Source organism: Streptomyces xingningensis, assembly GCF_054957865.1.
In genome coordinates this window covers 73,507-87,768 of record NZ_JBDJPF010000025.1, presented here as the reverse complement: position 1 = coordinate 87,768, position 14,262 = coordinate 73,507, and the positions used below count along the sequence as shown (strand labels likewise).

The following is a 14,262-nucleotide window of genomic DNA, read 5'->3' as shown; positions in this document are numbered from 1 at the left end:
ATCCACGACGCCATCGTCCAACCCCACGGCCAAAACACCCACCAAAAACTGGTCGGCTATCTCGTACCCGCCCGGGCCGGTGAACCGGATGAACTGATCCGCGAGCTGCGGGACTTCCTGACGATCCGCCTGCCCGCCTTCATGGTGCCGGCCGGTTTCGTCCTGCTCGAGAAGATGCCGCTCGGCCCGAACGGCAAGACCGACCGCTCCGCGCTGCCCGCACCGGACCGGCTGCTCGTCGCCACCCGGCAGCAGTACACGGCGCCTCGCGGCCGCACCGAGAAGCGCATCGCGGCGCTCTGGTCCGACCTGCTGGACCACGACCGGATAGGAATCCACGACAACTTCTTCGAACTCGGCGGGAATTCGCTGATGGCCGGCCGGCTGATCCAGGAGTTGCGCAAGGAGTTCAGGGTCGCCGTCCCCGTTCAGGAGATGTTCCTCGACGCCACCGTGGCCGGCCTCGCAGCGACCGTCGACCGCGGCCGCGGCGGCGCGGCCGCGGCGGACAGTGCCCAGCGGATGCGTGCGCTGCTGAACGAGATGACCGACGACGAGCTCGACGCCCTGCTGAACGATCACGCGCTCAATGCGTCAAAGGAGGCGGACCAGTGTCCACGCCGATAGGCGAGCCAACGAACGGACCGCAGCGGATCGACAGCACATCCGCGCGGCGAGAGATCCTGTCCCGCCTGCTTTCCGAGCGGCACCTGGACAACGCCACCAGCCTCTCGCACGAGCAGCGGCGGCTGCTGATGCTGATGCAGATGGAACCCGGCATGCCGACGCATCTCGTCCATGCGTACCTGCTGCGCGGCACGGTCGACCTGGTCGCCCTGCAGCAGGGCCTGGCCGAACTGACACATCGTCATGAAGTCCTGCGCAGCACCTTCACCGAGGTGTCAGGGCCGGCACTGCGGGTCGTGCACCAGGCCGCCGAGCTCAACCTGGTGGAGATGTCCCCGGACCCGGAGGCAGCCGCCGACGACTTCCTCCGGGACAGCGTGCAGAGGGAACTGGACCAGCCCTTCGAACCCGTCAACGGACCACTGGCGCGGGCCCGCCTGCTGCACCTGGGCGGCGACGAACACGTCCTCCTGCTCTGCCTGCACGAGCTGATCGCCGATGAATGGACCGCGGACCTGCTCGTCCGCGAACTGTCCGGGATCTACGCCTCGTTCACCCGGGGCGAGGGCCGGATACCGGCCCCCTCCGCACCGCCGTACTCCGACTACGCCCGTCGGCGCCAGGAGACCGCCGGATCGCCGGAAATGCGCGAGCAGTTGTCCTACTGGGAGGAACGGCTCGCCGACACCCCCGTGCTCCAGCTGCCGTCCGACCGCGGCCGCCCCGCCACCAAGACCTACCGCTGCGGGTCGGTACGGACCACGCTCCCGGCGGATCTGGTGCACGACATGAACGATCTGGCCCTGGACCAGCACACCGACCTGAGGACGGTGGTCCTGCTCGGATTCCAGGTCCTCCTCTCCCGCTACGCCCGGCAGACCGATGTCTCGGTGGGCACCCGGTTGTCGGTCCGCGGAGAGCACTGGCGACACCTCGTCGGCCCGGCCGGGAACACCGTGGTCATCCGCGGCGATCTGCGCCGTGACCCCGCCTTCGGCACCGCTCTCACCGAGATCCACGCCGCCTGCGTCGCCGCGGACCGGCACCGGGATGTGCCGTTCGGGACCTTGGTCGACGAACTGATCCAGCAACGGGACATCAGCCGTACGCCCTTCTTCCAGGCCATGTACCACTACCGGGACGACGGGTGGACCCTCGAGGCCCCCGGGCTGGAGATCAAACCGCTGCTGCCGCCCGTCGGCAACACCGCGGTCGACCTCGCCCTGACCGTGGCCGGGAGCGGTACCGGGGTGGAGCTCCGGCTGGACTACAACAGCGACCTCTACGACCGGTCCACGGCGGAGCGGCAACTCACCCACCTCGTCACCCTGCTGCGCGGAGCCCGGGACGGCGTGGGCGCCCTGTCCGCACTGCCGCTCCTGCCCCCTGAGGAACACCGCCTCGTCGTCGGGGACTGGAACGAGACCACGGAGGAATTTCCGTCCGGCCTGTGCATCCATCAGCTGGTGGAGGAACAGACAGCGCGCACCCCACGGGCGATCGCCGTGACCTGTGGCGGAGCGAGCATCACCTACCGGGACCTCGATGAACGCGCCAACCAGCTCGCCCATCACCTGCGTGACCGGGGTGTGACCCGGGAGTCCCGGGTGGCCATCTGCCTCGAACGCTCCGTGGAAATGATCGTGACCATGCTCGCCGTGCTGAAGGCCGGCGGTGCATATGTGCCGCTCGACCCCGAGTACCCCGCGGAGAGACTCCAGTACCTGCTCGCGGACAGCGACGCCCACCTCCTGATCACCCAGCGGGAACTCGGCGAGGGGCTGGCGGGCAACGCCGAACGGCTGCTCGTCGACGAGGGCTGGGAGGCGGTGGCCCGGTGCCCCCGGCACAACCCCGAACCGCTCGCGGGCCCCGGCAACCTCGCCTACCTGATCTACACCTCGGGGTCCACGGGCAGGCCCAAGGGCGTCATGCTCACCCACCGCGGCGCGGTGAACAACCTGACCTGGCGCCAGCGGCACTGGCCGCTGACCGCTGAGGACCGGGTGCTCCAGAACCACTCGTTCAGCTTCGACCCCTCGCTCTGGGCGGCCTTCTGGCCACTGCTGTCGGGAGCGCGCGTGGTCATCACCCCACCCGGTCAGAAGTACGACAGCAAAGCACTGGTACGGCTGCTCAAGGACGAGCGGATCACCCTCTACGCCGCCGTTCCCTCGTTGAACGCGGTGCTCATGGAAGAGCCGGGGATCAGTGAGTGCACCAGCATCCGCTATGTGCAGAGCGGTGCGGAGGCCCTGACCGGCGGCCTGCAGCGCAGCATCTTCAGGCGCCTGGGCGCCGAGCTGGTCAACTTCTATGGACCGACCGAGACCACGGTCGACTCGACCGCATGGGTGTGCGAACGATCGGAAAGGCCCGAGGCGGCGCCCATCGGCCGGCCGGTGGCCAACCTCACGACCTATCTGCTGGACGACAACGGGCAACCAGTCCCGATCGGTGTCCCGGGACACATCTGCGTCGGCGGCGTCGGACTGGCCAGGGGCTACCACCGGCGCCCGGGACTGACGGCCGACCGGTTCATCCCCGACCCGTTCGGCACCGCTCCCGGCGGCCGCCTCTACCGCACCGGGGATCTCGGGCGGTTCAGGGCCGACGGGGCCGTCGAATTCCTCGGCCGCGCCGACAACCAGGTGAAGGTCCGCGGCTACCGCATCGAGCTCGGCGAGGTCGAGGCGGCACTGACCCAGCACGCGGAAGTGCGCGAGGCCGTGGCACTCGCCCGGGAGGACTCCCCCGGCGACCGGGTCCTGGTCGGATACGTGGCCCGGACGGAGCACGGCACCCTGCAACCGCGGGAACTCCAGGCGTTCCTGGCAGAGTTCCTGCCGTCGTACATGGTCCCCTCGGTCATCGTCGTCCTCGACGACTTCCCGAAAACGCCGAACGGGAAGATCGACCGCAAAGCCCTGCCGGCCCCGGGCGCGTGGCTGCCCGGTCAAGACGGCTTCGTCGAGCCGCGCACCGCGCTGGAAGCCGAAATCGCGGAGCTGTTCGCCAAGGCACTCAAGGTCGAACGGGTCGGCGTCACCCAGGACTTCTTCGAGCTCGGGGGCTCCTCGCTGGTGCTCGCGAGGCTGGCCTCCCAGCTGCTGCACCGCTTCGAGACCGAGCTGCCGGTCCACCAGCTGTTCAAGGTGCCGACGGTGGAAGGCGTCGCCGAGACCGTGCGGGGATACCAGCATGAGGGCGTCAGAACCGCACTGACCAACCAGCACATGAAGCAGCTGGTGGACGACGCGGTGCTGGCCGAGGACATCGTCCCCGGGAATCTGCCGACGGCGGACTACCTGGATCCGGGCGCGGTGCTGCTCACCGGTGCCACCGGCTACCTCGGCGCCTTCCTGCTCGAGGAACTGCTCAAACGCACCCGGGCCGATGTGTACTGCCTGGTGCGGGCGAAGGACGGTGAGCACGCCCTCGACCGGCTGCGCACGACCATGCGCGCATACCTGATCTGGGACGATGCCTATACCGCACGCATCAGGCCACTGGCCGGAGACCTCGGACGGCCGCGGCTCGGCCTGTCCGAGCAGACCTGGGACGGGCTGGCGGGCACGATCGACGCGATTTACCACAGCGGGGCCACCGTCAACTTCGTCTACCCGTACTCGGCGCTGCGCAAGCCGAACGTGGGCGGCACCCAGGAGCTGTTGCGACTGGCCTGTACCCGGCGGCTGAAGGCATTCCACCATGTGTCCACGGCCGACGTGGTGCTGGCCGGGCACTTGCCACGTCCGTTGCTGGAGGACGAGACGGCCCTGGAGACACCGAGCGACGACCCCGGGGGCTACACCGGCAGCAAATGGGTGGCGGAGAAGATCGCAAACATCGCCCGCAAGCGCGGCCTCCCCGTCAACATCTACCGCCCCGGGCTCATCCTCGGTCACACCACAACCGGTGCCACCCAGCCCGAGGACTACCTCGTGGTGTCGTTCCGGGGCTTTGTGGCGATGGGTCTGGTGCCCGACTACCCGCGCATCCTGGACGCCGTCCCCGTCGACTACGTGGCACGGGCGATCGTGCACATCTCGCTGCGCGGGGACGTCATGGGCGACTTCTTCCATCTGTTCAACCCGGCGCCGGTGAGCATCCGGCGGTTCTGCGACTGGATCAGGACCTTCGGCTACGACTTCTCCATCGTCCCCTTCGAGGCGGCCCGGGAGCAGGCCCTCCTGGTCAAGCCGGGGCACCCGCTGTACTCCATGGTCCCGCTGATCCGCGACGCGGAGGCGGAACCGCAGGAGTCACTCGATCCGGAGCTCATCGACCAGGTCCAGCCGACGCTGGAGTGCAAGAACACCCTGCACGCGCTGGAGGGCAGCGGGATCGAGTGCCCGCCGGCGGGAGAGAAACAGGCGCACCTCGTGCTGCGCTACCTGGTCGGTCAAGGCCATCTGGAGTCACCACAGGCCCTGGGCGAACGCCGGTCCGGGTGACCGGCCACCCGTTTCCCATGCTGCTCGATACGGAGGAGGGGCATATGACCCGGTCCATGCCGTTCTATCTGCTCCGCCCACAGGAGCTGCCAGGTACCTCCCGGGACACCGGGGCAGTCGGCGTCGGCGGGGCCGCCACGGCGGCGCTCACCCAGCGCATCCTGACCGGCGCGGACGAGGGCACCCTGGAGCTCGCCCTGGGCGAGCTGCGGGAACACGCCCTCGGCACGGCCGACTTCACCGTGGTGACCGACGACCGGGAGGAGTCGGCCGGCAACCGGGCCAACGACCGGGCATTCGGCATCGTCCGGGTGACCGGTGATGTGCCCCGGATCCTCAGGCACTCCATGCTGCGCGGCTACACCACGCTGCTGGAGGAGGAGTTCACCAGCGGGACCGAACTCCCGCCGGATGCGCTGGGCCGCCTCCACCTGGCCTTCTGGCAACTGTTCCAGCTGGTGTCCGACGACCGGAGTCCGGCCGGGCCGGTGGACTCGATCGAGGTCGCCTCCCGGCCCCGGCCGGCCGTCACCGGGGGCAACGCCCTGCGACGCTGGACCCGCGGGCACCACATTTTCATGATGCTGGTGCAAGGTCTGGTCATCAGCGTCAACCGGCTGCGGGACGAGCTGCGGCGGCAGGACATTCCACAGGCCCGGCACACGCTGTCCGCCGCCGCAACGATCATGTGGGGGTCCGCGGCCGCCCTTCAGTTCACCGGTGACTTCCCGTACTCGGAGTATGAGAAGCAGGTACGGCCCACCCTCCTCCCGCCCATCGCGCCACCGGACATGACCGGTCTCCGGTGGCGGGACCACGAATACCTGATCAAGGTCCTGGCTGGGTCGCGGACGGCCTTCATGGACCTCGATCCCCGGCTGGAAACACAGCGCCGGCAATTCCTCGACGCGCTCTCCCAGACGTATGAGGCGCACCGGAACGTCTGCGCGCACTTCGTCGGAGTCGATCAGCCGAGCGTGCTCATGGCCACCCGGTCCGCCACCTCGGCCGTGGACACCCTGGAACGCTTCAAACGCTCCAGGTCACAGCTGGTGAGGGGAGTCCAACGGCCCGCAGACGAATCCTGACACCCGCGTGAGCGACGAAGCCCCCAGTACGGCATGAGGAGATGGTGACCCTGGCCACCCACATCCCGGCGGCAGCACCGGCCGTCGGCGCCCTGGCCGACCACTGGCCCGCCGTTGGCGCGGTGGTGCTCTTTGTGGTGATCGCCGCCGCGCTGGCCGGCTCGGTCCTGCGGCGGCCGGCCGCGGTCCCCGCCGAGGCGCCCACCGAGCTGTTCTCGGCCCTGCGCGCCATGGCGCACGTTTACGAGATCGCCAAGGCGCCGCACCCCACCGGCACGGCCGAGCACGACCGGGTGCGTGACCAGCTGCTCGCCCGGCTGACCGGTCTGGGACTGACGGCCGGCATCCAACAGGCCACCGTGACCGCCGAGTTGCCGGGGATGCGCCCCGGAACCCAGGACCGGCTGGCCGGTGACATCGCCAATGTGGTGGGCGTACTGACCGGTTCGGCCGGTTCGGACCGGCGCCCTGCCGTGCTGCTCGTCGCGCACTACGACTCGGTGCCCACCGGTGCCGGCGCGAACGACAACGGTGTGGCGGTCGCGGCCCTGTTGGAGGTCGCGCGGGTGCTGTCGGACCCGTCCGAACGACTCCGCAACGACATTGTGTTCCTCTTCACCGACGCGGAGGAGGTCGGCCAGCTCGGTGCCCGCGCCTTCCTGGATCATCACCCCTTGCGGGACCGGATCGGTGTGGTGCTCAACTTCGAGGCGCGGGGCAGCCGGGGACCTGTGCTGATGTTCGAGACGGGAGCGGGCAACGCCTGGACGGTGAGTCTCCTCGGCGGGGTCGTACGACGTGGCTATGTGTCCTCGCTCTTCCAGGAGGTCTACCGCAAGCTGCCCAATATGACCGACTTCACCGTGTTCGCCGATGCCGGGCTCCCCGGGTTCAACTTCGCCTACATCGACGGATACACGCACTATCACAGCGCCACGGACACCCCGGAAACGGTGGATCACCGAAGCCTCCAACACCACGGGGAGTACGCCCTCGGACTGACGCGCCGACTGGGGAGGGCCGACCTGTCCGAGGCCACCGGCCGGCCGAACGCCACCTTCTTCAGCCTCCCGGGCGGTCGGCTCGTCCACTACCCGGCGGGATGGGCGGTCCGCCTGACGGTCGCGATCACCGCCGTCTGGCTGATCACCGTCGGAGTCGGCCTTTCGGGCTCCTGGCTCAGTCCGGGCCGCGTCGCCCTCGGTTCGCTGGCCTCGGCGGCGCCGGCCGGGCTGCTGGTCGCGCTTGTCCCCCGGTGGGGATCCCCACTGATATCCGGCGCCCCGGAGTTCGCCTACTACGGACACGTCGGCCGGGGCGGAAGGGCGTACCTGGCAGGCATCGCAGCGGGCGTGGTCGCCGCCCACGCCGCGCTGGACATCCTGTCGGCCACGCCTCTCGGGGCGCTCGACCTGGCCGTCGGCGCCTCTCTGTGGTGGCTGGTCCTGTGCTGGCTGACCGCTCTGTGGCTCCCCGCCGCCGCCTACCTCCCGCTGTGGCCCCTGTTGTGCGCCACGCTCGGATTGACCGTACCAACCGGCACGGGGTACGGGCCCTGGCCGGAGATCGCGGCGCTCTCCGTGATGTGCCTTGTCCCGATCTTCTTGGTCGGTCCACTGGTGCCACTGACCTTCACCGCGCTGTCGGCGCGCCTGGCGGTGGTCCCGGGCCTGGTGGTGTCGCTGCTGTGCGGGCTGCTGACGATCCCGCTCGGCACGGTGGCGACCTCCCTGGGGTGGCCGTTGCCGGCGGCGGCCGCCGGGCTCGCCGCCGGGTGCCTGGCCGTGGCGCGGTGGGCGAACCGGGCCGGCCGGCCACAACAGCACTTCCACGCCGCGCTCTACGCACTGGCCGGCGACACCGGAACCGCGGTGTCGGCGGTGGCCGGGGACGACCACGACGCACCGCGAACGGCCGGGGCCGCGGGGCACGGCGATACCCTGCCGCAGCTCTTCCCCGGCTCCCGGCAGCGGTTCCGCTCCGTCCCGGCGCCCGCCCTCGCCCTGGCCACACCCGAGATCTCCGTGCTCCGCGAGCACCGGCGGGAGGACCGGCGCACGATCGAACTGCGGCTGGTCTCCGCCAGGGACGCGCCGGAGGCGCTCGTCTCGGTGACCGGCACCGCCGTCCTCGGCTATGCGGTGGACGGGGTGGCGGGCAGGTGCCGTCCGGACCCCCCGGGGCAGGACTGGACGCTGTGGCTGTACGCGCTGCCGCCGGGCGGAAGGACGTTGACACTGACCGTTCCCCACGGTCGGCCGTTCCGGCTCCGGCTGACGGACCGCACCACCGGGCTGCCGGAAGAGCCGGGCTCCGGTCCTCCACCGGCCCTGCCGGCCCCCGCGCTCGGCAAAGGGCTGCTGTGCAACTCGACCTATGTCAGCAACTCCCTTGCATTCCACTGAATTTCCTGCAGAAAAGGAGCGTTCTCATGGGTGGTTTTCTGGACGAGGATTCCACTACCATATGCAAGGTGGTCATCAATCCCGAAGAGCAGTACTCGATTTGGCCCGCCGATCGAGAAAACGCCCCGGGATGGCGCGACGCCGGATTCTCCGGCTCCCGCAAGGAATGCCTCTCCTACATCGACGAAACCTGGACGGACATGCGTCCGAAATCCGTCCGCTGACGTTTCACTCAATCGCCGACCCGAAGGGAACGCAATGAGTTTGCGCACCGAGCTCGACATGGACGGACTGACGCCGATCCTGTTCGGACACGCCGCCTTCCAGTACCTCAACGCCGGCTGCGAACTGGGCCTGTTCGAGCTCCTCCACCGGAAACCAAACCTCACCAGGGACGACGTGGGCAGGGAACTCGGACTGGCCGAGCGAGCCACCGACGTCCTGCTGCTGGGCACCACGTCGCTGAAGCTGACCGCATGCAGTGAGGGGCGCTACCGCAACGCTCCGGTACTGGACAAGATCTTCGCCGAGGAGCAGTGGGAGATATTCAGCGCCGTCGTGGCGTTCGAGCAGTACATCGTCTACGAAGCGCAGGCCGACTTCGTGGAGTCGCTCCAGAAGAACACCAACGTCGGGCTGCGCCGAGTACGGGGTGTCGGGCGGGACTTGTACCATCGCTTCTCAGAAAATCCACACCTGGAGCGGGTGTTCTACCGCTATATGCGGTCCTGGTCGGAACTCTCCAACCCGTTCCTGCTCGGCGAGGTGGATTTCGGAAGCTTCAAGAAGGTCATCGACGTGGGCGGTGGTGACGCCGTCAACGCACTCGCGCTGGCCAAGGCGCACCCCCAGCTGGAGATCACGGTGTTGGAGATCCCGGCCACCGGTCCCATCGCCCGACGGCGGATCGCCGACAACGAGCTGTCCGACCGGATCACCGTGCACGAGTGCGACATGTTCCACGACCCGATGCCGGCCGGCGCGGACTGCGTGCTCTTCTCGCACCAACTCGTCATCTGGGAGCCCGAGCAGAACATCGACCTCCTCCGGCGGGCCTATGAAGCGCTCCCGGAGGGCGGGCAGGTCGTCATCTTCAACTCGATGTCCGACGACGGCGGCGACGGCCCGTTGATGGCCGCGCTGGACAGCGTCTACTTCGCGTCGCTCCCCGCGGAGGGCGGCATGATCTACGCCTGGCACCAGTACGAATCCTGGCTCCGGGAAGCGGGGTTCAAGGCGAGCAGGATCACCCGCGCGGCATCCGACGGGTGGACCCCGCACGGAGTCATCACGGCAACGAAGTGACCGACGGCCGGCGAGGTGCGCGGTGTCCACACCCTGTTCGCCCCCCCCCCCGCCCCCCCCCCGGGTTCACCGCCCCCGCGGGGGCCCCCACAACCCCCCCGGGGTGGCGGGCGGCGTTGACGGGGCGGGGGCCCGGGTGGTCCGCCCCGGGGCCCCCACGGCTGTGGTGCGGGGGTCCGGCCGAGTACCGCCGCCGGGACGGAGACCGGCGCGGCGCCGTCGGCTGATCTGCGAAGGGTCAGCCGGACCGTACCGCCGCGCGGATGAGCTGGACCGGGTGCCAGGCCGTTCGGCGGGTGCCATGGAAGATCTGCTGTCGGCAGGAGGTTCCACTGGCGACGATCACGGTGTCGCGGGGCTCGGCGTCGACCGCGGGGAAGAGGCGGTCGTTGCCCACGGTCATGGAGACCTCGTAGTGCTCGGACTCAAAGCCGAAGGAGCCGGCCATGCCGCAGCAGCCGGCGTCCAGTTCGATGACCTCGGTACCGGGGATCGCCTCCAGCAGCCTGACGGTGGCCCGGGTGCCGAGCTCGGCCTTCTGGTGGCAGTGGCCGTGATACAGCAGCCTGCGTCCGGCGGGCCAGCAGTCCTCGCGCAGCCGGAGCCGGCCGTCGTCGATGGCTTCGAGGAGGAGTTCCTCGACCTGGCGTACGCGTCCGGCGATGTCCTGGACCGTGGCGTCGTCCGGATGCATGGCCCGGTGTTCGTCCCGCAGGGTCAGCAGACACGAGGGCTCGCATCCGACGACGGGGGAACCGGGCTCGGTGGCCCCGGCGATGGAGCGGGCGAGGGCCAGGGACTCGGCCTTGGCGTCGTCCACCAGGCCCTTGGAGAACGCGGCCCGGCCGCAGCAGCCGCCGCTCTCCAGCCTGACCCGCCACCCGCACCGCTCCAGCAGCTCGATGGCCGCGCGGCCGATGTCCGGTTCGGTGAAGGTGGTGAACGAGTCCGCGAGATAGGTGAGTTGGCCCCGTGGCGCCGGGTGTGCCCCGGCCGGGCGCCGGTGGAACCAGCGCAGCAGGTTGCGGCGGGTGAAGACGGGCAGCGGCCGGGCCGCGGTGATGCCCAGCAGCCGGTCCAGCAGCAGTCGCAGGGGGCGGATGCGGCCGGGCAGGTTGGACAGCGGCGCGGTGGCCGAACCCAGCCGGTTCAGGGTGCGCACCGAGGCGAAGATCCGGGATCTGACGGGGATCCCGTGCAGGTCATGGTGGTGGGAGAGGGCCTCGGCCTTGAGGGAGGCCATATCCACCCCGAGGGGGCATTCGCTCTTGCACGCCTTGCACATCAGGCACAGGTCGAGGATCTCGTGCAGGTGTTCGTCGCCGAGGGCATGCCGGGGATCCGGCTCGGAAAGGGCTTTGACCAGGGCGGCCGCGCGGCCGCGGGTGGAGTCCTGTTCATCGCGGGTCGCCATGTAGGACGGGCACATGGCGCCGCTGCCGTTCTTGCGGCAGAGGCCGATGTTCATACAGCGGTCCGCGGCGCCGCGCATGCCGCCGACCACCTCGAAGGCGAGCCGGGTGCGCAGTGGCCCGGCGGGCGGGAGGGCCGCATCCCGCAGGTTGTCGGTCATGGACGGAGCGTCCACGATCTTGCCCGGGTTCATCCGGTTGTCCGGGTCGAACAGCCGCTTGACCCGGCGCATCGCCTCGTACAACCGGGGGCCGAAGACCTCGCGGTTGAACTCGCTGCGGGCCAGGCCGTCACCGTGCTCACTGGAGTTGACGCCGCCGTACTCGCGGACCAGGTCCTTGACCTCCTCGGCAACGGCCCGCATGGTGCGCACCTGGGCGGGGTCGGCGAGGTCGACAAAGGGCCGGATGTGCAGACAGCCGACCGAGCAGTGTCCATAGAAGCCGGCCGTGAGGCCGTGCCGGTCCAGGATGCCCCGGAACCGGCGGGTGTAGTCGGCCAGTCGGGCGGGAGGCACGGCGGTGTCCTCCACAAAGGCCAGCGGCCGGCGGGTGCCCTCACCGGCGGCCATCAGCAGGCCCAGCCCGGCCTTGCGAACCCTGAGCAGCGCGGACCGCTGGGCCGGGGTCACCGCGTGCAGCGTGTGGTAGCCGTGGCCGTGCCGGGCCCAGAGCCTGGTGAGCCGGGTCAGCCGACCCAGCAGTTCGCCCTCCTCGTCACCGCTGAAACCGACGAAGAGCAGTGCGTCCGGGTCGCCTTCGAGCAGGGTGCCCAGCGAGGCGTATTCGATCTTCTGCCGGGATAGGTCCAGGATCGTGCGGTCCATCAGCTCCACCGTGGCCGGGTCGCAGGACAACGCGTCCTCGGTGGCCTCGATGGCAGCGGCCACCGAGGTGAAGTGCCCGACGGCGATCACGGTATGAGCCGGTGCGGGCACCAGGCCGACTTCGGCCCGGGTGGTGATGAGCAGGGTGCCCTCCGAACCGACGACGAACTTCGCGAGGTCGTACGGGGCACCGTCGCGGGCGAGCCGGTCCAGCCGGTAGCCGCCGGCCCGGCGCCAGAACGCGGGGAAGTCCTCGGCGATGGCGGAGGCGTGGGCCTCAACGATCCCGGGGAGCTCACGGTGAATGCGCCCGTCGAGGGTCGGCGGGGCGGCGCGGCGCTCGCGCTCGGTCTCGGAGAGCGGTGCCAGCCGGACCCGGGTCGCGTCGGAGAGCACCACGTCCAGCGCCCGGACATGGTCGATGGTCATGCCGTACCGCAGGGATCCGCTGCCGGCGGAGTTGTTGCCGATCATGCCGCCGATGGTGGCCCGGTTGCTGGTGGAGGTGTCCGGGCCGAACATCAACCCGGCCGGTGCGGCCGCCCGGTTGAGCTGGTCCTGCACCACCCCGGCCTCCACCAGGGCGGTATGCGTCCCGGAGTCGATCTCCAGGACGCGGTTCAGATGCCGGGACAGGTCCAGGACGAGGCCGGGGCCGACGGTCTGCCCGGCGAGGCTGGTGCCCGCTCCGCGGGGCACCAGGGGCACCCCGTATTCGGCGGCCGCGGCCACCGCGGCCTGGACGTCATCGGGGTGGCGGGGGAAGACCACACCGAGCGGCGTGACCGCGTACATGCTGGCGTCCCGGGAGAACAAGTGGCGGGTGTAGTCGTCGAATCGGACCTCGCCCGCCAGGTCGCGCCGCAGCCGGGCGGCCAGTGCGGAGGCGGACTCCGCCGCGGGGTGGGTGGACTGGTTGGTCGTCATGTCCGCGTCTCCACGGTGTCGGAGTGGGTGGCCGGTCATGGCGTGCGCAGCAGTTCCAGGGCCGCGTCGAGACCGGCCGGCCGGACCGGGACGCCGGCCAGTTGGAGGCCCAGCTGGACGCCGGCCAGGGTCCCGGCGAGCGTCAGGTCGCCCAGCTGGCCCAGATGACCGATCCGCAGCACGCGTCCGCCGAGTCTGCCCAGGCCCGCCCCCAGGGACATGCCGAACCGGTCGAGAACGATTTCGCGGACCCGGTCGGCGTCCTGGCCGTCGGGCAGCAGGACGGCGGTGAGCGAGCCGGAGTGCTCGCGTTCGTCGGCACACAGCACCTCAAGTCCCCAGGCGCGCACGGCCGCCCGGGTGGCGGCGGCATGGCGGGCATGCCGGGCGAAGACGCCCGGCAGCCCTTCGGCCTCGAGCAGACGCAGGGACTCCGCCAGGCCGTAGAGCAGATTGGTGGCCGGGGTGTACGGGAAGAAGCCGCGCCGGTTGGCCTCGATGACCGGGGCCCAGCTCCAGAAGGACTTCGGCAGCCGGGAAGTGCGGGCCGCCGCCAGGGCCTTGGCGCTGACGGCGTTGAAACCCAGCCCGGGCGGCAGCATCAGTCCCTTCTGCGATCCGGCCACGGTCACGTCGACGCCCCATGCGTCATGGCGGTAGTCGATGGAGCCCAGGGAGGAGATCGTGTCGACGAGCAGCAGCGCCGGATGGCCGACGGCATCCATGGCCCGGCGCAGCTCGGGGATGCGGCTGGTCACCCCGGTCGAGGTCTCGTTGTGGACGACACACACCGCCCTGACCAACTGCTCGGTGTCGGCCTCCAGTTCACGGTGGAGGGCCGCCGGGTCGGCGCCGTGCCGCCAGTCGCCCGGGAGGAAGACCACATCGAGGCCGAGCGCCCGGGCCATCTGCCGCCAGAGCGTGGCGAAGTGGCCGGTTTCGAAGAAGAGCACCCGGTCACCGGGGCTCAGGGTGTTGACCAGGGCCGCCTCCCAGGCGCCGGTGCCGGAGGAGGGATAGATCACGACCGGGTCCGTGGTGCCGAACACCGGCTTGAGCGCGGCAAGCAGATGCAGTGTCAGTTCGGCGAACTGCGGACCCCGGTGGTCGATCGTGGGAGCCGCCATGGCGCGCAGCACCGGGTCGGGGATGTTGGTGGGGCCGGGGATCTGGAGGTAATGGCGTCCGATGCGGGAGGGCACAGCGATCAACTC

Annotated in this window: 8 protein-coding genes; 6 read left to right on the top strand and 2 right to left on the bottom strand. The window is 70.1% G+C overall.

Going from position 1 to position 14,262, the window contains the following annotated elements; all coding sequences use genetic code 11:
- The 6 genes from ABCR83_RS15545 to ABCR83_RS15520 all read left to right on the top strand — a co-directional run.
- A partial coding sequence (locus ABCR83_RS15545) for a phosphopantetheine-binding protein (protein WP_462695588.1) occupies positions 1-627 on the top strand: 627 nt, incomplete at its 5' end.
- On the top strand, positions 612-5,084 hold the full coding sequence (locus tag ABCR83_RS15540) for an amino acid adenylation domain-containing protein (RefSeq protein ID WP_462695587.1): 4,473 nt from the start codon (positions 612-614) through the stop codon (positions 5,082-5,084). The genes ABCR83_RS15545 and ABCR83_RS15540, both read left to right, overlap by 16 nt.
- Positions 5,085-5,128: 44 nt before the next feature.
- The gene (locus tag ABCR83_RS15535) at positions 5,129-6,172 is read left to right on the top strand and encodes a hypothetical protein (protein WP_462695586.1); all 1,044 of its coding nucleotides are present in this window, start codon (positions 5,129-5,131) and stop codon (positions 6,170-6,172) included.
- 41 nt (positions 6,173-6,213) lie between these two features.
- Positions 6,214-8,577, top strand: a complete 2,364-nt coding sequence (locus ABCR83_RS15530; RefSeq protein ID WP_462695585.1) for a M20/M25/M40 family metallo-hydrolase — start codon at positions 6,214-6,216, stop codon at positions 8,575-8,577.
- Positions 8,578-8,603: 26 nt separating this feature from the next.
- Entirely contained in the window at positions 8,604-8,801 is a 198-nt protein-coding gene (locus ABCR83_RS15525) for an MbtH family protein (protein WP_462695584.1), read from the top strand.
- 34 nt (positions 8,802-8,835) lie between these two features.
- The gene (locus tag ABCR83_RS15520) at positions 8,836-9,882 is read left to right on the top strand and encodes a methyltransferase (protein WP_462695583.1); all 1,047 of its coding nucleotides are present in this window, start codon (positions 8,836-8,838) and stop codon (positions 9,880-9,882) included.
- Between the two features lie 238 nt (positions 9,883-10,120).
- Here ABCR83_RS15520 and ABCR83_RS15515 read toward each other — a convergent pair whose 3' ends face one another.
- Together ABCR83_RS15515 and ABCR83_RS15510 are read right to left on the bottom strand one after the other, a co-directional pair.
- Positions 10,121-13,048 carry an FAD-binding and (Fe-S)-binding domain-containing protein gene (locus ABCR83_RS15515; RefSeq protein WP_462695582.1) on the bottom strand — a complete coding sequence of 976 codons (2,928 nt, stop codon included), beginning with the start codon at positions 13,046-13,048 and terminating at the stop codon, positions 10,121-10,123.
- 35 nt (positions 13,049-13,083) lie between these two features.
- Positions 13,084-14,250 (bottom strand): pyridoxal-phosphate-dependent aminotransferase family protein, encoded by a 1,167-nt coding sequence (locus tag ABCR83_RS15510; RefSeq protein ID WP_462695591.1) that lies wholly within the window; start codon positions 14,248-14,250, stop codon positions 13,084-13,086.
- Between the last annotated feature and the right edge of the window lie 12 nt (positions 14,251-14,262).

What these genes read in the sequence shown, in the direction of transcription:
- ABCR83_RS15530 (WP_462695585.1), top strand. Translation starts at nt 6,214, where the DNA reads ATGGTGACCCTGGCCACCCACATCCCGGCGGCAGCACCGGCCGTCGGC.
- ABCR83_RS15520 (WP_462695583.1), top strand. Translation starts at nt 8,836, where the DNA reads ATGAGTTTGCGCACCGAGCTCGACATGGACGGACTGACGCCGATCCTG.
- ABCR83_RS15525 (WP_462695584.1), top strand. Translation starts at nt 8,604, where the DNA reads ATGGGTGGTTTTCTGGACGAGGATTCCACTACCATATGCAAGGTGGTC.
- ABCR83_RS15535 (WP_462695586.1), top strand. Translation starts at nt 5,129, where the DNA reads ATGACCCGGTCCATGCCGTTCTATCTGCTCCGCCCACAGGAGCTGCCA.
- ABCR83_RS15515 (WP_462695582.1), bottom strand. Translation starts at nt 13,048, where the DNA reads ATGACGACCAACCAGTCCACCCACCCCGCGGCGGAGTCCGCCTCCGCA.